General features: G+C 50.1%; 15 protein-coding genes and 3 tRNA genes. 7 read left to right on the top strand and 11 right to left on the bottom strand.

Annotated features, from left to right (window positions below; translation table 11 throughout):
* Window positions 1-62: 62 nt before the first annotated feature.
* From ABGI61_RS14030 to ABGI61_RS13985, 10 genes are read right to left on the bottom strand one after another with little or no spacing between them, the layout of a single operon-like run.
* Window positions 63-1,421 carry a phenylacetate--CoA ligase family protein gene (locus ABGI61_RS14030; protein WP_347602126.1) on the bottom strand — a complete coding sequence of 453 codons (1,359 nt, stop codon included), beginning with the start codon at window positions 1,419-1,421 and terminating at the stop codon, window positions 63-65.
* Window positions 1,422-2,561, bottom strand: coding sequence for a glycosyltransferase family 4 protein (locus ABGI61_RS14025; protein ID WP_347602124.1), 1,140 nt, complete (start codon window positions 2,559-2,561; stop codon window positions 1,422-1,424).
* Window positions 2,551-3,759: a TIGR04063 family PEP-CTERM/XrtA system glycosyltransferase gene (locus ABGI61_RS14020; RefSeq protein WP_347602122.1), complete on the bottom strand. Its 1,209-nt coding sequence runs from the start codon at window positions 3,757-3,759 to the stop codon at window positions 2,551-2,553. Before ABGI61_RS14020 ends, ABGI61_RS14025 begins: the two co-directional genes overlap by 11 nt.
* Window positions 3,756-5,651, bottom strand: coding sequence for an XrtA/PEP-CTERM system amidotransferase (locus ABGI61_RS14015; RefSeq protein ID WP_347602120.1), 1,896 nt, complete (start codon window positions 5,649-5,651; stop codon window positions 3,756-3,758). Before ABGI61_RS14015 ends, ABGI61_RS14020 begins: the two co-directional genes overlap by 4 nt.
* A 2-nt stretch (window positions 5,652-5,653) precedes the next feature.
* Window positions 5,654-6,799 (bottom strand): TIGR03088 family PEP-CTERM/XrtA system glycosyltransferase, encoded by a 1,146-nt coding sequence (locus ABGI61_RS14010; RefSeq protein WP_347602118.1) that lies wholly within the window; start codon window positions 6,797-6,799, stop codon window positions 5,654-5,656.
* On the bottom strand, window positions 6,792-8,267 hold the full coding sequence (xrtA, locus tag ABGI61_RS14005; protein WP_347602116.1) for an exosortase A: 1,476 nt from the start codon (window positions 8,265-8,267) through the stop codon (window positions 6,792-6,794). The genes ABGI61_RS14010 and xrtA overlap by 8 nt, the downstream gene beginning before the upstream one ends.
* Complete coding sequence (locus tag ABGI61_RS14000; protein WP_347602114.1) at window positions 8,264-9,481, bottom strand: TIGR03087 family PEP-CTERM/XrtA system glycosyltransferase; 1,218 nt, start codon at window positions 9,479-9,481, stop codon at window positions 8,264-8,266. The genes xrtA and ABGI61_RS14000 overlap by 4 nt, the downstream gene beginning before the upstream one ends.
* A complete protein-coding gene (locus ABGI61_RS13995) occupies window positions 9,478-10,506 on the bottom strand; it encodes a FemAB family XrtA/PEP-CTERM system-associated protein (RefSeq protein ID WP_347602112.1) in 1,029 nt (342 codons plus the stop codon). Before ABGI61_RS13995 ends, ABGI61_RS14000 begins: the two co-directional genes overlap by 4 nt.
* Window positions 10,507-10,523: 17 nt before the next feature.
* A complete protein-coding gene (locus ABGI61_RS13990; RefSeq protein WP_347602110.1) occupies window positions 10,524-11,372 on the bottom strand; it encodes an XrtA system polysaccharide deacetylase in 849 nt (282 codons plus the stop codon).
* A 5-nt stretch (window positions 11,373-11,377) separates the two neighbouring features.
* Window positions 11,378-12,787 carry a TIGR03013 family XrtA/PEP-CTERM system glycosyltransferase gene (locus ABGI61_RS13985; RefSeq protein ID WP_347602108.1) on the bottom strand — a complete coding sequence of 470 codons (1,410 nt, stop codon included), beginning with the start codon at window positions 12,785-12,787 and terminating at the stop codon, window positions 11,378-11,380.
* 186 nt (window positions 12,788-12,973) lie between these two features.
* On the opposite strand from ABGI61_RS13985, the gene ABGI61_RS13980 reads away from it, so the two are divergent.
* Genes ABGI61_RS13980 through ABGI61_RS13965 form a run of 4 tightly spaced genes read left to right on the top strand, consistent with a single transcriptional unit; the run spans window position 12,974 to window position 17,807 of the window.
* On the top strand, window positions 12,974-13,606 hold the full coding sequence (locus ABGI61_RS13980) for an XrtA/PEP-CTERM system exopolysaccharide export protein (protein WP_347602106.1): 633 nt from the start codon (window positions 12,974-12,976) through the stop codon (window positions 13,604-13,606).
* Between the two features lie 43 nt (window positions 13,607-13,649).
* Window positions 13,650-15,248 (top strand): XrtA system polysaccharide chain length determinant, encoded by a 1,599-nt coding sequence (locus ABGI61_RS13975; RefSeq protein WP_347602104.1) that lies wholly within the window; start codon window positions 13,650-13,652, stop codon window positions 15,246-15,248.
* On the top strand, window positions 15,245-16,189 hold the full coding sequence (locus ABGI61_RS13970; RefSeq protein ID WP_347602102.1) for an XrtA-associated tyrosine autokinase: 945 nt from the start codon (window positions 15,245-15,247) through the stop codon (window positions 16,187-16,189). The genes ABGI61_RS13975 and ABGI61_RS13970 overlap by 4 nt, the downstream gene beginning before the upstream one ends.
* A complete protein-coding gene (locus ABGI61_RS13965; protein ID WP_347602100.1) occupies window positions 16,176-17,807 on the top strand; it encodes a TIGR03016 family PEP-CTERM system-associated outer membrane protein in 1,632 nt (543 codons plus the stop codon). Before ABGI61_RS13970 ends, ABGI61_RS13965 begins: the two co-directional genes overlap by 14 nt.
* A gap of 8 nt (window positions 17,808-17,815) precedes the next feature.
* Here the strand turns inward: ABGI61_RS13965 and ABGI61_RS13960 are convergent, their stop codons facing one another.
* Window positions 17,816-18,832, bottom strand: coding sequence for an ExeA family protein (locus ABGI61_RS13960; RefSeq protein WP_347602098.1), 1,017 nt, complete (start codon window positions 18,830-18,832; stop codon window positions 17,816-17,818).
* Between the two features lie 341 nt (window positions 18,833-19,173).
* On the opposite strand from ABGI61_RS13960, the gene ABGI61_RS13955 reads away from it, so the two are divergent.
* From ABGI61_RS13955 to ABGI61_RS13945, 3 genes are all read left to right on the top strand, one after another.
* Window positions 19,174-19,249: transfer RNA gene (locus ABGI61_RS13955), tRNA-Ala, on the top strand.
* Between the two features lie 14 nt (window positions 19,250-19,263).
* Window positions 19,264-19,339 (top strand) — tRNA-Glu (locus tag ABGI61_RS13950).
* Window positions 19,340-19,372: 33 nt separating this feature from the next.
* Window positions 19,373-19,445 (top strand) — tRNA-Glu (locus ABGI61_RS13945).
* Window position 19,446: the final 1 nt, after the last annotated feature.

Here is a 19,446-nt window from a genome sequence, read left to right as displayed (position 1 = left end):
GTCAGCCCAGTAAAACAAATAGCACACCGATACGATGACCGTGAGCAAATAAAAACTGTCTATCATGCGCTTACCTTACTCACCACATAACGATATTTACCGGATTTTTCCGGCGTTATCTCATCCAGCTGTTCTATGTCAACCTTTACAGACTCACCCAGGCGGGCTTTGATGCCAGCGCAAATTTGCGCCCTGACATCCGCGGGTAGCTCGCCCTGCGGCCACACCAGTTGCACCCGCGTCAGATTCAGGCTTTCCTGCACGATTTTAAAGGCGCTGATGCCACTGATGTCACGCAGAATATAAATCAGTGCTAAGCCATGCATCATGGTGCCATCAGCGGCGATAACAAAATCCGTGCTGCGCCCCTCAATAGCGTCCAGCAGCGGCAGGCTGCGCCCACAGCGGCAAGGCGTGGTTGAGCGGGTGGCGATGTCGCCGGTACGGTAGCGGATAAACGGAAATTCTGAGGTGGCCAGGTGTGTGACGACGATCTCACCAGACTGACCATCGGGCAGCACGGCCCCTGTTGCCGGGTCGATAATTTCTACCACGATGTCTTCAAACGACAAATGCATACCGCCGGCCGGGCACTGATGGGCAATAAAACCGGCGTCGCGCCCGCCATAGCCATTGGCTACCGGTGCCGCAAAGACCTGCTCAATCAGTTCGCGCTGGTAAGGGTAAAGCCGCTCTGAGGTAACAAACACCACTTTTATACCCAGCCTGGTCATATCGATACCATGCTTTTGGGCGGTTTGTGCCAGCAGATGATAAACCGAGGGGTAGCCAAACAGCATTTTCGGTTTGTTGTCGATAATGCGCTGTAAAAAGGCCAGTTGCTTCTGCTCGGTTAAATCAAAGGCCGGAATAAGCTGTGAGCGAAACAGCAAATCGCGCATTACACGGGCCCTATCTTGCGCGCCTAATTCAATCGGTGAGCCCCAGGCGACAATTTCTTTATCGCCAATATCTACACCCCACCAGCGGGTTGCCCGCCATTTGGCGGCGACATCATGTGATACCCGCTCGTTACCCAGCATAAATATCAACGGCGCGCCGCTGGAGCCACCGGTATTAAAGCGTTTTAACGGGCCGGCATCAGCCGCTTTTAACCGGTCAAACTGCTGGCGAATAATGTCTTTGGTCAGAAAGGGCAGTTTGGCCAGATCGGCGCTGCTTTGAATATCTGCCGGTGTCAGCTTTAGTTGCTGCATCAATTCGCGGTAATAGGGTACCTGTTGATAAGCCTGGCTTACAAAACGCTGAAGTGCAATGTTTTGTAACGCGGTTAACTGCTCAAGCGGCAGCCACTGGCTTTGCTCTAATGCACGGTGCCGGCGCACCGTGTCGTGCTTTTTCAGCCACTCCTGCAGTGGAAATATCAACTGCGCGATAAAGCGGGTATACAACGATGTCATTTAATCGGACTCCCTGTCAGCTATTGCCATGCGCTGCGTGTTAAGCACATCGTGATAGTGCTGGGCCAACTGTTTGCTGACATCGCGCCAGTGAAAGCGTTGGCTGTTCTGCAGGCCGTGCTGCACCAAGTGTTGGCGCAGCGTGAGCGAGGAGAGTAGCTTTATCGACGCGCTGGCCAGGGCGGCGACGTCGCCGGGTTCACACAACAAGGCATCATGCTCATCGCGCACCAGATGGCCAATGCCACCCACACGGGTTGATACCACAGGTACGGCACAGGCCATCGCCTCTATCAGCGAGTTGGGCGAGTTATCGACCCGGCTGGTATTTAGCAGCAGATGAGCACTTTGATATAACCCGGCCATTTGCTCGATACTCAGCCGGCCGGTGAAATGCACGGCGTCGGTTAAATTAAGCTGTTGCACCTGTTGCTGCAGCGTGCTGAGTAGCGGGCCACTGCCGGCGATACTTAACTGCGCATTGGGATAGTGCTGGCGTACCAGGGCAAATGCCGCTATCGCCGTTGCAACATCGTAAATCGCTTCCAGATTGCGCGTGACTATAATATGCACCGCGCTGGCTTTATCAATGGCGCTGAGTGCTTCGGGTGTAGCCACGGGATGAAACAGTTGCTGATCAAGAATATTCGGCACTATGGCACTGGGATACTGATAACGCTGAAACACCTGCTGTAAAAATGCCGAAGGTACCAGCACCTTACTGACCCGGCGCAAAGAAAAATGCACCATGCGCCAGCTTTTGGCAAAGAAGGTTTCTGCATGGCCACCGCGATAGTTGATGATAACGGGCTTGTTTCTCAGCCAGCCCAGCCAGATAGCCGGGCAGGCGAACAAATGCCAGGACCAGCCAGAGTTCGCCATGACATGTACCACCTGAGCACGGCCAATAGCGCGGTATAACTGCACCAGATAAGGTAACAGGCGAAACAGTGCCCGAATACCGGGCAGGCCGCTTACCCAAGCCGGGCGATAGGGCGCGTTAACCGCCACCAGCTCTACCTGTGTGCCGGCTTGCACTAATAGTTGTTGTAGCTGACGGGTTTGATTAGCCATACCACCGGCCGGTGGAGGTATAGGCCCAACCAGACACAACTTTATACCCTTTAGCTCAGCTGTCATTTAACAGCCTTGCATACAGTTGCTGATAAGGCCGGGTGGTGGCTGCCCAATTGCGCTCGTTGCTGACAAAGGCAAGGCCATTTTCAATGATCTGCTGGTGATCATCGATATTTTTCAGAATACGGATAGCTTGCTCGGCTAAATCATCAACATTATCGCGTTGGAACAACCAGCCGGTTTTACCATGTTCAATCAGCTCCAGATGGCCGCCAACATCTGAGGCCAGAAGCGGCATACCCTGGGCCATTGCTTCAAGCGGTTTAAGTGGCGTAACCAGCTCAGTCAGGCGCATGGCTTTACGCGGATACACCAGCAAGTCGACCAGGCTGTAATATTTCATCACCTCCTGATGTGGTACCCGGCCAGGCATAATCACCGCATCTTCAAGCTGCAGTTGCTGCACGAGCTGCTGAAGCGCCTGTTGTTGCGGCCCACCGCCTACCAGCAGCAAGCAGGTATCCGGCAGCGTTTGGCGAATTTGCTTAAGGGCTTTAATTAATAAGTCGAGGCCCTCATAGCCGTAAAAAGAGCCGAGAAAACCCAGCACTCTTTTGTTTTTTAGTTTAAGTTGCAGTTGTAGTTGCAGGTTTTTTTCGCTGATGCGGCTAAACTGGCCCGGGTCGACCGCGTTAGCAATAACGGTAATTTTCTCACTGTCGATACCGCGCTCAACCAGATCCTGCTTCAGGCCCTGACAAATGGTGGTAATGGCATCGGCGCGTTTGGCGACATAGGTTTCCAGCGCCCGGGTTAGCCGGTAACGCAGATCGCCCTCTTCGCAGCTACCATGATCAACGGCGGCATCTTCCCAGAAGGCGCGGATTTCATAGACGACAGGCAGTTTTGCTTGCTTGGCCGCCCAAAGTGCCGCCAGGCCATTTAATGCTGGCGAGTGAGCGTGCAGCACAGCCGGTTGCTCCAGCCGGATCACCTCTAAAATGCGCTGCTTTAAAGCGAGTACAACGGCCAGCTCTTTCAACACCGGCAGGCGCCAGAACCAGCTGCTATAAGGTTTGGTGCGATAAAAGCTTAAGCCATCGGCCTGTTCAATTGCATTGTCGCTGTGCGGATGCTTTGGGCTGGTGACATGACAGGTTTGATAGCCCATGTTGTGCTGTTGGGTTAGCAAAGCACGCGAGCGAAAGGTGTAACCACTGTGTAGCGGCAGCGAATGATCGAAAATATGCAGGACTTTCATAAGCTGGCGCGCTCCAAAAAGGCGGAAAACATCAGCAAGGTCCACAGAATGGCGCTGTTGTCTTTTAAGCCGCGTTGATGATCGCTCAGTAGTTGACGGATCTCAGCCATATTGAAGTAGCCGCTTTGCTGCATGGCCTCTGACAGCAATTTATCCTGTAGCTTTTGCTGTAGCGGGCCGCGAAACCACTCAGCAAGTGGCACGGCAAAGCCCATTTTTTTGCGGTACAGCACATCTGTCGGTAAATAGGGTTCCAGTGCGCGTTTTAAGCTGTATTTACCAATGCCGTCACGCAGGTTAGCGTTTGACTCAGCGGTAAAGGCCCATTCGACAAATTTGTGATCTAAAAACGGCACCCTGACTTCTAACGAATGCGCCATCGAGGCGCGGTCAACCTTAGTGAGAATATCGCCGACCAGATAGGTTTTCATATCCAGATATTGGGCAATTTTCATCGGATCTAAATGCTGCACCTTGTCGCCATAACGGCGAAATACCTGTAACGAGTTATAGCCATTCAGCTGTTGTTTGAAGCGGGGGGAGAACAGCCGTTGGCGCTGATCATCGCGCATAATGGCAATAGAATTGTGATATGCCGCTACCGTGTCCAGTGCCAGTGACTGAAAGGTGGTTTTCGCCCGCAAAAAGCGGGGGGCCCAATCCAGCTTGGGATACACCTTGCCTAAGAAGCCAAAGAGCGGCCGGCGCAGCCACAGCGGCAGCACGCGGCGCAAATGCTCTTCATTCAGGTGTAATTTATAACGGCGATAACCGGCAAACAGCTCGTCTGCACCGTCACCACTTAAGGCGACAGTAACGTGCTTACGTGCCATCTGACATACGCGGTAGGTTGGAATGGCAGAGCTGTCGGCGTAAGGTTCGTCGTATAAGTCGGCCAGTTTATCCAGCAGTTGAAAATCGTCCTGACTGACAATATCTTCGTGATGGTTTGTCTGATAACGGGCGGCAACCTGACGGGCAAAGTCCGTTTCGTTAAATTCCGGGCTGTCAAAGCCAATAGAGCAGGTGTTGACGGGCTCGTCTTGCAGGCCGGCCATCATCGCGACCACGGCGCTGGAGTCGACACCGCCAGATAAAAACGCGCCCAGTGGCACTTCGGCTACCAGACGGATCTGCACGGCTTCGCGTAAACGGCGGATAATATCTTCGTTAAGCTCCTGCTCGTTTAAACTATGTTGCCATTGGCTTGGCACATCCCAATATTGTTTGGGTTCAGGCAGCTGCTTATCACCAAAGCGCAGCAGTAGCGTATGGCCCGGCGCCAATTTGTAACTGTGCTGATAAATGGTATGTGGCTCTGGCACATAACCAAAGCTAAAGTAGTCTTCGATGGCGCTGTCGCGCAGCTGATGGACAAACTCTGGGTGTTGGCGCAACACTTTAAGCTCGGAGCCAAACAAAAACTGACCATTATCCAGCAGGCTGTAAAACATCGGTTTTACACCCAACCTGTCGCGGGCTAAAAACAGGCATTGCTGGGTTTTATCCCAAATGGCAAAAGCAAACATACCCCGTAAGTGCTGCACACAGTCTGGGCCCCACTCCAGCCAGGCGTTGAGAATGGTTTCGGTGTCGCCCACGGTGGCAAACTGGTGGCCTTTTTCCTGCAACTGCTGGCGTAGTTCACGGTAGTTATATATTTCACCGTTAAACACGATCCAGGCTTGTTGATTGGTGCTTTGCATCGGCTGCGGGCTGCCGGCAATGTCGATAATGGATAAACGCCGGTGCGCCAGGCCAACCCCCGGACCGTAAAAATAGTCGCCGGCGTCGGGGCCCCGATGCCACTGGCTGTCATTCATTTTGCTGAGAATGGCGCTGTCAGGCTGCTCCTGACTGTTCAGCTGATAAATTCCTGCGATACCACACATGGTTAGCGTTGCGTCCTTGTTAAGTCGTAAATCCGTTTATAGCGGTTTACCATCGTATCTATACTAAAGTGCTGATGGCAATGGTTTTTTACCAACATTGCGTCGGTTTTTAATGCTTGTGGCTGCTTAAGGTACCTAAGCATTGCCTGCATTAAGGCCGGGGCGTCATTTGTGGGCACCAGATTAGTGGCGGTAAGCTGCTCTGGTAACAAATCCGGGTTGCCGCCTACCGCAGTGGCAATAACCGGGGTGCCTGCCGCCATCGCCTCAAGTAGAGTGTTGGACACGCCCTCGGCTAACGAGGGCAACACAAAGACGTCTGCAGCTTGCATTACACTGGCAATATCCTGACGTTCGCCACTAAAGTGGACCTTGTCGCAAATGCCAAGCGCCTGGCTTTGCTGTTCCAGTGCAGTCCGGCATGGGCCATCGCCTACCAGTACCAAACGGGCTCTGTCACTGAATTGTGGCGCTTGCTGTTGTAATAAGGCAAAAGCGTGCAGCAACAAAGTATGATTTTTTACTGTCGCCAGGCGGCCAACGCTGACAAATAGCACAGGCGAAATGCTTGTTGCGTGCGGCCAAAGCTGTACCGGCGCGGCGTTGGCGAAGCGCTTAACATCGACACCATTACAAATGCGGCTAAGCCTTGCTGCCGGGATGCCGATTTTACTGCGCAAATAATGCTCGGATTCCGCAGACAGGCAGATAACGTGGTTAACGAAGCGCTGAAACAGGCGCCTGATCAGCTGGTTTTTTTTGCTGCTGCCGCCGATATCAGCACTGTCCCAACCATGCTCACCATGCAGGCGCAGCGGCACCTTGCGCCACCAGCCTACAGTTTGCAGCTCCAGCGTGGCCAGATTTCGGCTGTGCAGTACATCGGGCTTTAGGCGTTTAAGCAGCTGGTTTAACCGGCGAAAGGTGCCCCAGTCATGGCCGGGTGCTTTATCTAAACAATAAAACTGGACATTGGTTGTGGCTATACGAGCGGCAAATGTCGGGTCGTGGCCGGTAAGCGTAATAATGCTGTGGTGATACTGGGCCTGGGGTAAATGATTAATTAAATTTACTACGCCATTTTCCAGCCCACCGGTGCTAAAGTGCCAGATGACATGGGCAATATGTACCGGTTGCTGCTCAGTCATCGTTAGCACTCTGATGCTGTGCGTTGCTTCGGGTAAACTCAGTCAGGCGCCCGGCTGCAGACAGCAGGGCGCTGACAGTTGGCTCAGTCATTTTGCCCTGGCTTGAGGTGGCAATAACCGCCGCCGTTGAGCTGTCGTCCGCCAAATAAGTGCTCGCCTGATAAAGCTTGGTGGTAAGCTCAGAGGCAGTGCGACGTTGCCCAACCTGATACCAATAGACTACTGTTCTATATTCGCCTGTAAGGTTACGTAGCTCCAATACAGTGTAATCGCCGTAATGCGCGCGCTGCTTTATTTGCCAGATTTGCTTATTAAACAACTGGTTACTCCAGTTTATCAGCTCGCCTTGTGTCTGTTTGTTAGCATACTGCGCATAATAATAGTCAATATTGTGCTCGTCCTGCGCGCTGATGTAACTTTGGCTGTTGTTAAAGTGGATCCCCCAGTCAGATGTTGCTGCGTTGGATGCCGCGAAGGGCAGGTTAAGCTGCACTGCCTGTAACGGTGCAGCACGGACATGAAGTGAGGCACGAAAGCTAAGGGTAAGTGCCAGTATGCCGATGGCTGCTATTAACGGAAACGACAGTTGCAACGAGGTTGTCTGAGTAGTTGGCAGCGGTTTTTCCGCCGCTGATGGTGTGCTAAACGGATCAGCAAAGCGCGCACCAAGCCAAAAGCCGGCTAACAGCACTAAACCAAAAAATAGCCAGCCGTACAGGTAATGATCTGCACCAAACCCCAGCTGCATGTTAGACTTTTCACCAATAAACACCAGCATAAAGGCCCGCACACCATTGGCCAGCACTGACAATACAGCCATAAAGCCGACAAACAGCAGCTGCTTGTACCATTTGCGATAGTGTAAATGAGCAAACAACACTGAAATGGCAAGCGCTGCAATTAAGAACCGTAAACCTGAACACGCTTCGGCGACTTCAAATAGGCCAACCGGTGTCGCCAGATATAAGCCTTCACGGTACACCGGAATATTGACCAGATGCAGCATCATCACCGTCAGATCAGCGGTGATATTTTGTAAAAAGGGTGACAGCTCCTCGCCAAATGGCAGCAGAAAAATCAGGTAAGCCAGCGCGAAACGATGCTGATAACTGCGCTGATTGCCTAGCAGCAACCAAATCACAGCCTGCAGACTTAACACAGCTGCACCATGCATCAGCAGCGCCAGGTCAGCCGCGTAGCCAAATAGCCAGATGGCTTGCAGCAGCACGATAGCCAGCAGCGGGAACCAGAGCCAGCCCGGGTTAATACTGAGCCGTGGCCGCTGATGCCGCTTTTGCCAAAAGAAATACAGGCTGATCGGTAAAATTAAATAGCAGTGGTTATAGGTGGCAGAGCTGCGCCAAACCCGCTCCATATCTAGCCAGGTACTGGCGTACAGTAAGCTGTAGATCACCAGTAGCAGTGCCATTGTGGCCAGCCAGAGCGTGCGCTGCATGCCGACTGTCATAGCGGGTACTCCGCTTCAATAAGACGGGGCAAAGCTGCCAGTGTATGAGGCCAGGTGAAATGCTCCAGGATCCATTGCCGGTTTGTGGGTGCTGCGTGCTCCGACAGCAGCTGCAAGCAGGCTTTGCTAAACTGCTCGACGCCGTCGGCAACAACGGCGTTGGCATTGCGTGGGGCATTAATGCCTTCCATCGCCATAGCGCTGCAAACCACAGCCTTGTTCATGGCCATGGCCTCCAGCACTTTATTTTGAATACCGCGGGCAATTAACATCGGCGCTACAGCAAAGCGCGCTGCGGCCAGATAGGGCCGTACATCAGGCACTCTGCCGGTGACAACTACACCAGCTTGTTGGCTAAGGGCCTGGACATCAGCCGTGGGTTTACCCCCAACAATCCAAAACTGTAAATCGGGTTGATGCCGGCGTAACACCGGCCACACGTGTTGGCAAAACCAGCATACTGCATCGACATTGGCCCAATAATCCATCGCACCGGTAAAGACAATAAAATTTGCCGGCAAGGACGGCTCAGGCAGCGGTATAGACGCATCGGGACTAAAGTAATCTGTATCAACACCATTAAGTAAACTCAGTACCTTGGGCTGTAAATCGGGCGTCAGCAGGTTGCGAAAGGCGCTGGCTTCATCTTCCGATACAAACAAACTGCGGTTAAAGCGTTGGCAAATCGCCAGCTCATATTGCTGCAGCAAGTGCGCTTCGCGTTGGTAAAACCATTTTTTAATGCCGCTGGATTTACTGGCATATTGGCGCCATTTATCTGAGTCAATATCAACAAAATCAATCACCCGGGTTAATTTGGCAAAATGGGTACTGTCAACGTACTGCGCCATCGATGATGAATACACCAACACCTTTTCTATACCATAACGCTGTTGAGTCGCCGTGACCCAGGCCGCCATTTGCCGTTGGTAGTAGTAGGGGAGTGTTACTGCTTTGGCGCTGAGAAAGCCCGTTAGGCCGGTTAACATCGCCCGCCATTTGGACAGTTTCAGACAACACACTGTTTCGCACCATTGCTGCAGGCTACTGATATATTGCTGGTCAAAGTCATCGTCATAAAAGCAGCCAAGGTGTACCTGATAACGCTCGCTTAATGCCTTGAGTAAATGAAACGAGCGGATTTTATCGCCCTTATTTGGCGGATAAGGAATACGATGTACCAACAACAGTAACGGCGGCTTTGGCTGCTTCATCCCAGATACCTCGACAGCTGAGGGCCAAGCCATTGGCTAACAGCTAACGGCAGCTTTTGCCACAGTTTTATAAATAGCTGATATTTTGGGTTGTTCGGACTTAAATTAGGTAACTCGCTGGCTGTAATCAGCTGGTATTGATAGGGCAATTCAACAGGCGTCATGCCCCAATGCTTTTTATATTGGTAGGCGCCTGAGTCTATTTTGCTGCGGCCAAAATCGTATCGGCTACAGCCCTTGTTTTCTTTGGCATGACACATCAGTTGGTAATACATGAAGTCGTTACTTTTCAGCGATTTTGCTTCGCTGATACCGCCGCCGTAATAAGGCAGGACTTCGCCCTTAAAATAAAAACTCAGTACCGATGACACGGGGTGTTGCTGCTTACGCACGGTTAAAATTTCACTCTGTGCCGGGAATGCCTGCAAAATACTGTTAAAAAACGTTTTGCTAAACACCGGAGTACCTAAGTTGCGTACACTTTCTGAATAGGTTTGGTAAAAGTCATCGCTTTGTTTATCAAGCGTAAAATTTAAAGATTCGTTCAGGGCGTGACGGATAACGGCACGTTGCTTTTTCTTGATGCCGGCTAAAATACTCTCCGGGCTGTCTGCCAGCTCGCAGGCGAAATAAGCATGCTGGCTGCGGGTAATAAGCTGATTATCTTGCGCTGTTTTGTAGCGTAGCTCCAGATGTTGCACCTTAAGACGCTGTGCTAACTTCACGGCTTCTTGCTCTAAAAAGCGTTTGCCGGCCTCTTCACCTACGGCCCCGCCATACACACAAAAGGGGGTTGAGACTAACGCATCGCCAAACAAGCGGCTTTTCACCCGGGCCAAAGGCAGCACGGCCTTGATATTGCCCGCGACAGTGGCATACAGGTAATAACATTGATGGCCTACCGCACTAATCACATCTTGCCAGGCGGCTAAATGAAAAAAAGTACCGTCCTGCTGTGCGGTGACAAACTCATCCCATGCTATGGCGTGCTCGTCCCTGAGCGACAATGTATTCAGCTGATACATCTTAATCCCTTACTACGTTATACAAAGTATGGCTGATAAACTTCCTGCATACTGCGCCATTTATAATCTTGTAATAGCCGCACCAGTTTGCCCTCCATCCGCGTTAGATTGGTATAGTGCCTGAATCGCGATTTCATTGGCGCCTGATTAAATCTGGGTTGTCCAGGGTCGATTTCCCATGGATGGAAGTAAAACATATAAGGCGTGCTGCTATGCTTCAGGTAGCTGTCGATGCACTTTTTACTCAACCAATAAGGCAGCAGACGAAAATAACCACCGCCAGCTATTGGCCATTGTTTGCCAGCCTTGTTAAGCACTGGCATAGGGCATTCCCAAATACCTTCATCGCGTTTGTGAGGATGCTGAGGCCATTCCGGCGTGCCGTACAAATCGTGCACCACCGGATAGGTACTGGAGCTGTATAGGTAGCCTTCTTGTTTTAGCAGGGCAAAAGCCCACTCATTCGTTTTGTCGATAGAAAAGCTGGGTGCGCGGTAACCCAGTACGGCTTCGCCGGTCAGATCTTCCAGAAGCGCTTTCGCGCGGCGTATATCCTGCTGAAATTCTGCGGCGCTTTGTACTGTGGCTTTAGCATGGGCATATCCATGACTGGCTACCTCATGACCGGCAGCATGAATTTTTTTTACCAATTGTGGGAAACGCTCGGCTACCCAACCCAGCACAAAAAAGGTGGCTGTTGCTTGATGGTCAGCAAATTGTTGCAATAAAATATCAGTATTACGCTCAACCCGTTGTGGCAAGTTATGCCACTGAGTTTGGCTTATGGTGGCATCAAAGGCAGCCACGTGAAAATAGTCTTCGACATCAACGGTCAGTGCATTACTTCTTGGCTCTGCTAACTGCATTATCACTAGCGCCCTTTGCCGAATAGTACAATTTCCACGGTTCTGACCAGGATCATCAAGTCCAGCATCAGGCTGCGATGTTTAATATAGTACAGGTCAAATTTGAGCTTTTCCTGAGCGTCCTCTGCAGTGGCGCCATAAGGATATTTCAGCTGAGCCCAGCCGGTTAAGCCAGGTTTCACATTGTGACGCTGGTTGTAATAGGGGATGTCTTTTGCTAATTCATTAACAAACTCTGGACGTTCAGGCCGGGGGCCAACAAAGCCCATGTCACCTGCCAATACATTTAACAGCTGGGGTAACTCATCAATGCGGTACTTACGAATCACACGGCCGACACGGGTGACCCTGTCGTCGTTTTCAGTTGCCCAGCGCGCGCCATTTTTTTCCGCGTCGGTACGCATACTGCGAAACTTAACGATATAAAAGGGTTTACCGTCATAACCAACCCGCAGCTGCCTGTAGAAAATAGAAGCTCCGGTTTTATAGCCATCTTCCAAATAAATACACAGCGCTGTAATCAACATGATTGGCCAGGTTACGGCCAGCATTAACACTGCTAGGACAACATTAAGCTTGTAATCGAGGTTGGTTTTAAAGCCGTGGTTTAGTTCAAGGCCGTTGGCGTAGATCACCCAGCTTGGGTATATCAGGTTAACCGCAATTTGGCCGGTTTCGCGCTCGATAAAATCCAGTATTTCAATCACATCAACGCCGCGCGTTTTGCATTTAAATAAATGCTCAACGGGTAACATGTTACGCCGTTCATCACAGGCTATTACCAGCTGGTCGACGCGGTGCTCCTGCACAAACTGAAACAAGTCATTCTTGTAGTCGAAATGCGCCAAGCGGTGAGCAGGGATACCTGCATCTTTATCACCCTCTATCGGCGCAAACCCAATAATATCAAAGTTGCGTTTGTCGACACTGCGACGCATGCGCCTTTCAATAATAGAAGCGCGCTCGCCAGCGCCCAGCACTAACACGCGCCGGCGGCTGATGCGGGTAATATCGTGGTAGTGGAAAAAAGCCCTGAAGCCTGACAGAAAGATCGCAGCCAGTGCCGACGCACCCGCCAAATAAGTGGTTCCAATATGCAATGTCGGAAATAACTGAAAAACCATCAGCTCAAGTAAGATAGCGTTAAACAGTAGGGTTATGACTACGCGTTTTATTATGCCTTTGCGGCCTTCCCGTAGTTTTTGATCATACAAGCCGACTGACAGCGCGCACAGCATCACCGATGCAGAAAACAACACAGCGTTAAGCAGCTGGTGTTCAAGTGCGACAGCAAAGAGGTACTTATCATGGAGATAACTGGCAAGCAAACTGGCGGCTAAAAGTAAGGTTACTTCACCCAGTAAAAACAGCTTATCGGCAATCGTATTTCGTCCGTAACGACTTGCTTTACTCATAACGACATCCTTGTTGCATCCATTGCGTTCAGGCTGTTGCAGGACAGCAAAGCTACTATACTGCAAAAGTTAGCTCGTTAATTATACTATTTTAAAATAAAAACAGAAATTAATTTTTCGTTTTTTGCAGCACAAGCGTAAATTTTTAAGTTATATTAGTTAGGCATCAGCATAAGGACGAGTATTATGATGGCAAGATCTGCTAAAGGAATGTGCGGTTTTTGGGTGTTATTCTGTTTATTTATCAGTGGTTGCAGTAGCAATACCTTGCCGGGCGCCACAGTGCAGAGTTCCCTTACTACCTCAGTTGAAAACTATCAGTATCTGGTAGGCCCCCTCGATAACGTTTCCATTTTTGTTTGGCGCAACCCTGAGTTGTCCGGCACCTTTATTGTCAGACCTGATGGCAAAATTTCAACGTCGTTGGTTGAGGATGTGCCTGTCAGCGGGAAAACGCCTACGCAAATCGCCCGCGACATGGAGGCAATTTTAAGTAAATACATCCGCGATCCGGTAGTTACGGTATCGGTTACTAATTTTGTTGGTCCCTACAGTGAGCAGGTGCGTGTTATTGGTGCTGCCACCAACCCCAGAGCGATTAATTACAATCAGTATATGACATTACTGGATTTGATGATTGAAGTGGGCGGCCTGACAGAATTTGCTGATGGTAATGCTGCCAAGCTTGTCAGAGTGGTTGATGGTAAACAGCAGACATTTGAATTACGGCTGGATGATCTGATCCGGGAGGGAGAGATCAGCGCTAATGTTGACGTGTTGCCAGGAGATGTCGTGATAATTCCTGAGGCTTGGTTTTAAAGACGAAGTCACAGAAAAGCAGTAACAGTTCAGGGAGTGATAAATGAGAGAACTGCAGCAAGCCATAGAGCAGGTGCAAACTTATCTACAGGGAGTGTGGTTAAGACGCCGCTATATTGTTATAACCGCCTGGCTGGTATGTCCGGCGGGATGGTTTTTTGTTTACAACATGCCACCCACCTTTGAAGCCAACGCCAAGCTATATGTTGAAACCAGTACGGTATTGCAGCCTTTGCTGCAAGGCCTGGCGCTGCGAACCAACAGCGATGATGAAATTAAGTTGATGGCCCGTACCTTACTTAGCAGGCCAAATCTGGAAAAAATTGCCCGTGCAACCGATTTAGATATCCAGGCTAAAGATGACAAGTCATTTGAGAGCCTGATAGATAGCTTGCAGTCGCAAATAAAAATATCCGCATCGGGGCGCGAAAATATCTACGTTATTGCGTACAGCAACCCCCAACCTCAATTGGCATTGAAAGTGGTACAAGAGACGTTAAACAACTTTGTTGAAGGGCGGCTTGGTTCCAGCAGAGCGGACTCTCAGGCAGCAGAGCGCTTTTTAAATGAGCAGATCGCGGATTATGAGCGTCGCTTAATGGAAGCGGAAATCAGACTTTCGGATTTTAAAAAGAACCGGTTAAGTTTACTGCCGGGTAATGAAAGTGATTACTACGGCCAGATTAGCAGCGAAAAAAAGCGTCTTGAAGAGGCCCGCCTTGGATTGCGAGAGCTGGAGACGCGGCTTAGCTCTGCGCGTAGTCAATTGGAGGGGGAAGAGCCGGTATTTGGCGTAATGCCATTTTCGTCTGGCAGTGCCTCGCGTCAACCCACACAGTTTGATGACCGGATCCGCAGTTTACAGTCACAGTTGGATAACTTGCTGATCCGTTATACCGAGTTTCATCCCGATGTGCTGGAAACTAAACGTTTGCTGGCGCAACTGGAGCAACAACGTGAGGAAGAATTGACCGCCATGGCGCAGTTTTCCTCAGAAAATCCGCAGCAAAGCGCAGGGTTAAATCAGAATGCGGTGTATCAGGAGTTACGGATCAGTGTTGCCCGGCTGGAAACCGAGGTTGCTTCGGCGCGGGTGCGAGTTAAAGCCTTTGAAGACACTGTGGCGAACCTTGAGAGTAAGCTTAACCTTATACCGGAGATTGAGGCCGAGTTTACCGGCCTTAACCGCGATTACGATATTACCAAGTCAAAATACGAAGCCTTGCTGGCCAGACGTGAGTCAGCTGAGCTGTCACGTCGAGCCGATGCGTCTCAACAGGATGTGCAGTTCAATATTATTGAACCGCCAAGGGTGCCATTAACGCCATCAGGGCCAAACCGGGGCTTGTTTTATACACTGGTATTGGTTGTTGGTATTGGTGCCGGCGTATTTATGGCGTTCTTACGCAGTCTGATTTCGCCGGTATTAACCCGCGCTTCGCAGTTGCACAGTATTACTGATCTACCTGTATTTGGCGTAGTTTCTCATACACAGAAAGCGGCCATTTTGCGTCAGGTGCGAATGCATTTTGTCTATTTTGCCTTGTTAAGTGGCGGCTTGCTGCTGTGTTATGCCGCGCTGCTCAGTAATGAGGTGTTGTTTGGACGTTCAGCTGAACTGTTGTTGAGGGTGATCCGGTGAGTATTATTGAAAAAGCCATTAATAAACAGTCAGAATTCCCAGCCAAACCTCGCGAAACGTCGATTGAGCGTGCCCAGCAGGAGCATAGCCCGGCACAGCAAGACGTATTTATTGAGCCGGCAGCTGGAGTATCTGTAAAACCAGAGGTTTTAACTCAGGCTGAAACTGTGTCACCGGTTCATGAACGGGTCGAGCCGGCACGAGAGCATAAAGCAGCGGTAACGCTTAATTTACAACAACTAGAGCAACGTAACTTTGTTTCGCTGTCCAGCGAACGGCGGCTGATTAACGAAGAATACCGGGTAATAAAACGTAAGCTGATTAATAACGCTGTGGGTGCTTTAAGTCAGACACTTAAGCATCCTAACCTTATTTTGGTCACCAGTTCACGGCCCGGTGAGGGAAAAACCTTCTCTGCCATTAATCTTGCATTGAGTATTGCCCTGGAGCAGGATAAAACAGTGCTGCTGGTAGACAGTGATGTATTGCGACCAAGTGTGTCAAAAACCTTGCAAATTCATCATGATGTCGGTCTGACAGACTATTTGTTGTCCGACAAAATTAGCGTGTCTGACATTATGTTGAGCACCAATGTTGAGCGGTTGAAAATTATCACGGCCGGGCGGCCACATCATTTATCGACTGAGTTACTAGCCAGTGAACGGATGGAAATGTTAGTGAACGAGTTTGCCACCCGCTACCACGATCGTATTGTTATTTTCGATGCACCACCGCTATTGGGTGTCAACGAAACGGCGGTTATGGCGTCAATGTGTGGGCAAGCGGTTATCGTCGTCGAGGAAAACCATACTAAGCTCTCAGAAATTGAGCAGGCGGTAGCGTTACTACCAAAAGATATTGCGACCGGCTTTTTAATTAATAAAGCCCATCGTAATCAGGGTAAAGGCTATGGTTACGGCTATTATTATGGCGCCAATTAGAACGGAAAAAATGCAGCTGATCCCCGTAAGGGTACCCCTGATGTTGCTGGTGCTAAATCTGACAGGCGTGGCCTCAGTAACAGCTGCAGAGGTGGAGATAAAACCCGCTGTAACAGCAAGTGGCTATGGCTTCTGGTTGCGACAGGATGAGACCGGTGGCGGTTTGGATAAGGGGCTGGCAGCGCTTTTATCACCCACATTAGGGATTAATGTCACGGGGCGGCAATTATCTTCTGCGCTTAGCCTGAAGAACGAATCAGTTTGGTACGACGACAGCCAGCGCTCGCATAAAAGTTTGTCCAGCTATAACTGGCGTAGTCAACTTAGTGCCTTGGATGAGCGTTTCAGAGTGGGGCTTAGTGCCAGTTCGGCACACCGTATTCGCAATTCACAGGTTGGCGTGTTTTCTGACATTATTACCGGGTCTGATAATTTATCCAAAACATCCAGCCTTGGCGCAAATATGAGTCTGTCTACCGGGGCTAATGCCGATGTGTATAGCCTGCTGGGGTTGGATTATCGCCGTTTGCGCTCAGACGCGCCAGATATTGACGATGGCTTTGGCAATTTTGATAACGACGCTTATACCACAACCCTGGCAATGGGCAGTGCTGACCGCCACTCTACGTTGTTTTGGCAGGCCAGTGGCAGCTATCGTAAGACAGATCGTGACAGTGGCGAAAGTTTCACGGCTAAACAAGCCGCAGCAACGGGTGGCGTGCCGCTGTATCGTAATTTATCGGCGATAGTGCGCGGCAGTTATGACCAAAACGATGCCGGACGCAGTTACAACAATAAGTTTGTCTCTTATGGTGCAGGGCTGGAATATAAATTTGGCCGGGCATCACGCATCAGCGTCAGCCGAAACCGGGCGGTGATTACCCCTAATGATTCTCCTGATTTCAAAGTGCGTGAAACCTATACCGCGGCAGAGGTGTTTTTGGCCCCCAGCCGACGCACATCGCTATCCTATACCTTGGATCGGCGCTATACCGGGCGCACTGCCGTGGTGCAGGGCAGTTATCAATTACGGTTCTTGTCGTTACGTTTATCCTTGTCTGACACAGTACAAACCTTATCAACTCTTGATGAAATAACAGAAGATCTGGGCATTTTCGTTTGCCCTGACACGGCCGCGCAGTTTAGTGATTGCTTTCGTCCGCCAACAAACAACTATCAGCTGCAAACTGGCGAAAGCTTTCGCCAGTTATTTGGTACCGAACTAGAGCTATCTGAGCAAATTATTAATCGGCGGTCAGCGTCTTTTGCTGCCGGTTACAACCGCAACAGGCTGGCATTAAATCTGTTGGTTAGTCGCAGCGAAGATGATTATGTCGAATCTGGCCGACAGAGTGAGCGAGATACTATCTCGTTACAATCCAGCTGGCGTTTAACGCCCCATGCTAGTTTGCTACTAAACGCACGTTACTACGATATTGATTATGGCACCGAACAACGAGCCGATAAAAATGTGTCGTTAGAGGGTGGTATTAAATACCAGCTGAACAGCAGGGCAGATGTCAGTGCAATGTTTCGTCGTATCGAACGTGATTCTACCCTGGCTAGTCGGGATATCTCAGAAGACCGCATCTGGCTGAGCCTGAATCAACGCTTTTAACAGCACCTTTAATCGGTGCTGTCATTGTTGTCGCGGCTATTTAGTAGTTGCTGTTGCCGTTTGAGCAAGGCGTCCAGTTCTTTCGCCATCTTTAGCTTTTGCTCCAGCTCATTGTCTAACATGGCGGTAAGCTCATGTAGCATGGTTTTAGAGGATGCTGAAGTGGCTGAGGTCTGAGTTTGGCTGGCCACTGGCATGGCGACCGCTGGCTGATTGGCAATTTCCTGCGCCAGTTCGTCTAACACCATTTGTACCGCATCGTCATTGATGACCGGCTGCTCTTCCAGGTAACCAAACAACAAAATACGATCCATCACCGTATTTATTTTACGTGGTATACCGCGGCTGTATCGCTGTATCAACGGGTAACATGCCTCTGACAACAGGCTGCTTTGGCCGCCTGCTTGTTGCAGCCGATACTGAATATAGGCTTTAGTGTCCTCTTCGGCGAAAGCCGATAAGTTTGAAGAGGCAATGATACGTTGACGAAACTGCTCCATGTTTGGCGCTTGAATAATGGCATTAAGCTCATTTTGCCCCAACAGAAAGCTTTGCAGCAGAGGTTTGCCGTTAAGTTGGAAGTTAGACAGCATTCTGAGCTCTTCAATCGCTGCTAAAGGCAGATTCTGAGCTTCATCCACTAATAACAAGGCACGACGGTGCTGGGCATGTAACCGTTTCAGGTAGCTGTATATGGCGTCAAGATAACTGGCTTTATTGTGTTCCGTCACCACCAGATTAAAACTGGAGGCAATCATTCGGATCAAATCATCCGGTTCAAGTTTTGAGGTGACAATTTGCTTGGCAATTATTTCGTCCTGGTTTAACTGCGCCAGTAATTGATTAGCAATAGTGGTTTTACCGGTGCCGACATCGCCGGTTATCACAATAAATCCCTCACCTTGTGATAAGCCATATTGCAGATAGGCCAGAGCTCGTTTGTGCAATTTACTGGCGTAAAACAAGTGTGGGCTGGGGGTAAGTTGGAATGGGCGATCCCTGAACCCATAGTACTTCTCGTACATAATGACGCTTCCTTTATAGTGACACTGAGTGCAAACCCACTCATTAGCCTACCGTTAGTGTATACAAAAAATGCTGGAAACACGATCCTACTGATAAAGTTAGCCAAGAGTTTTTAACTTCTACTGCAGGCTCTCTCAGTGGGTTGCGGATGCTATTTATTGGCTAAGTTATTATAACTGCTGTAATTTCAGGCGAAAAGTGTCGATTAATGCAGCGTGACGTTTAAAAAATGGCCGAACGAAAAAACCTGTAGAAAAAATTGTTGACACATTTTCAGTGGCACCCTAGAATGCGCCCCGTGTTCAGCGCTAACGCAAGTTGGTTAAAAACATAAAAGTGTGGGGCTATAGCTCAGCTGGGAGAGCGCTTGCATGGCATGCAAGAGGTCAGCGGTTCGATCCCGCTTAGCTCCACCAAGATTTTTTCGTGCGTCCCCTTCGTCTAGAGGCCTAGGACACCGCCCTTTCACGGCGGTAACAGGGGTTCGAATCCCCTAGGGGACGCCAATTAATCTGCACTTTTAGAATGAATGTCTTTGCGTCCCCTTCGTCTAGAGGCCTAGGACACCGCCCTTTCACGGCGGTAACAGGGGTTCGAATCCCCTAGGGGACGC

The organism is Rheinheimera fenheensis (assembly GCF_039871805.1).
In the GTDB taxonomy this organism is placed as follows: domain Bacteria; phylum Pseudomonadota; class Gammaproteobacteria; order Enterobacterales; family Alteromonadaceae; genus Alishewanella; species Alishewanella fenheensis.
The sequence above is the reverse complement of the archived record's forward strand: the minus strand, read 5'-3'. Positions and strand labels throughout refer to the sequence as shown.

Excerpts from the sequence above, each read along its gene's own strand:
- ABGI61_RS14030 (WP_347602126.1), bottom strand. The coding sequence starts at position 1,421 with ATGACATCGTTGTATACCCGCTTTATCGCGCAGTTGATATTTCCACTG.
- ABGI61_RS14025 (WP_347602124.1), bottom strand. The coding sequence starts at position 2,561 with ATGACAGCTGAGCTAAAGGGTATAAAGTTGTGTCTGGTTGGGCCTATA.
- ABGI61_RS14020 (WP_347602122.1), bottom strand. The coding sequence starts at position 3,759 with ATGAAAGTCCTGCATATTTTCGATCATTCGCTGCCGCTACACAGTGGT.
- ABGI61_RS14015 (WP_347602120.1), bottom strand. The coding sequence starts at position 5,651 with ATGTGTGGTATCGCAGGAATTTATCAGCTGAACAGTCAGGAGCAGCCT.
- ABGI61_RS14010 (WP_347602118.1), bottom strand. The coding sequence starts at position 6,799 with ATGACTGAGCAGCAACCGGTACATATTGCCCATGTCATCTGGCACTTT.
- xrtA (WP_347602116.1), bottom strand. The coding sequence starts at position 8,267 with ATGACAGTCGGCATGCAGCGCACGCTCTGGCTGGCCACAATGGCACTG.
- ABGI61_RS14000 (WP_347602114.1), bottom strand. The coding sequence starts at position 9,481 with ATGAAGCAGCCAAAGCCGCCGTTACTGTTGTTGGTACATCGTATTCCT.
- ABGI61_RS13995 (WP_347602112.1), bottom strand. The coding sequence starts at position 10,506 with ATGTATCAGCTGAATACATTGTCGCTCAGGGACGAGCACGCCATAGCA.
- ABGI61_RS13990 (WP_347602110.1), bottom strand. The coding sequence starts at position 11,372 with ATGCAGTTAGCAGAGCCAAGAAGTAATGCACTGACCGTTGATGTCGAA.
- ABGI61_RS13985 (WP_347602108.1), bottom strand. The coding sequence starts at position 12,787 with ATGAGTAAAGCAAGTCGTTACGGACGAAATACGATTGCCGATAAGCTG.
- ABGI61_RS13980 (WP_347602106.1), top strand. The coding sequence starts at position 12,974 with ATGATGGCAAGATCTGCTAAAGGAATGTGCGGTTTTTGGGTGTTATTC.
- ABGI61_RS13975 (WP_347602104.1), top strand. The coding sequence starts at position 13,650 with ATGAGAGAACTGCAGCAAGCCATAGAGCAGGTGCAAACTTATCTACAG.
- ABGI61_RS13965 (WP_347602100.1), top strand. The coding sequence starts at position 16,176 with ATGGCGCCAATTAGAACGGAAAAAATGCAGCTGATCCCCGTAAGGGTA.
- ABGI61_RS13960 (WP_347602098.1), bottom strand. The coding sequence starts at position 18,832 with ATGTACGAGAAGTACTATGGGTTCAGGGATCGCCCATTCCAACTTACC.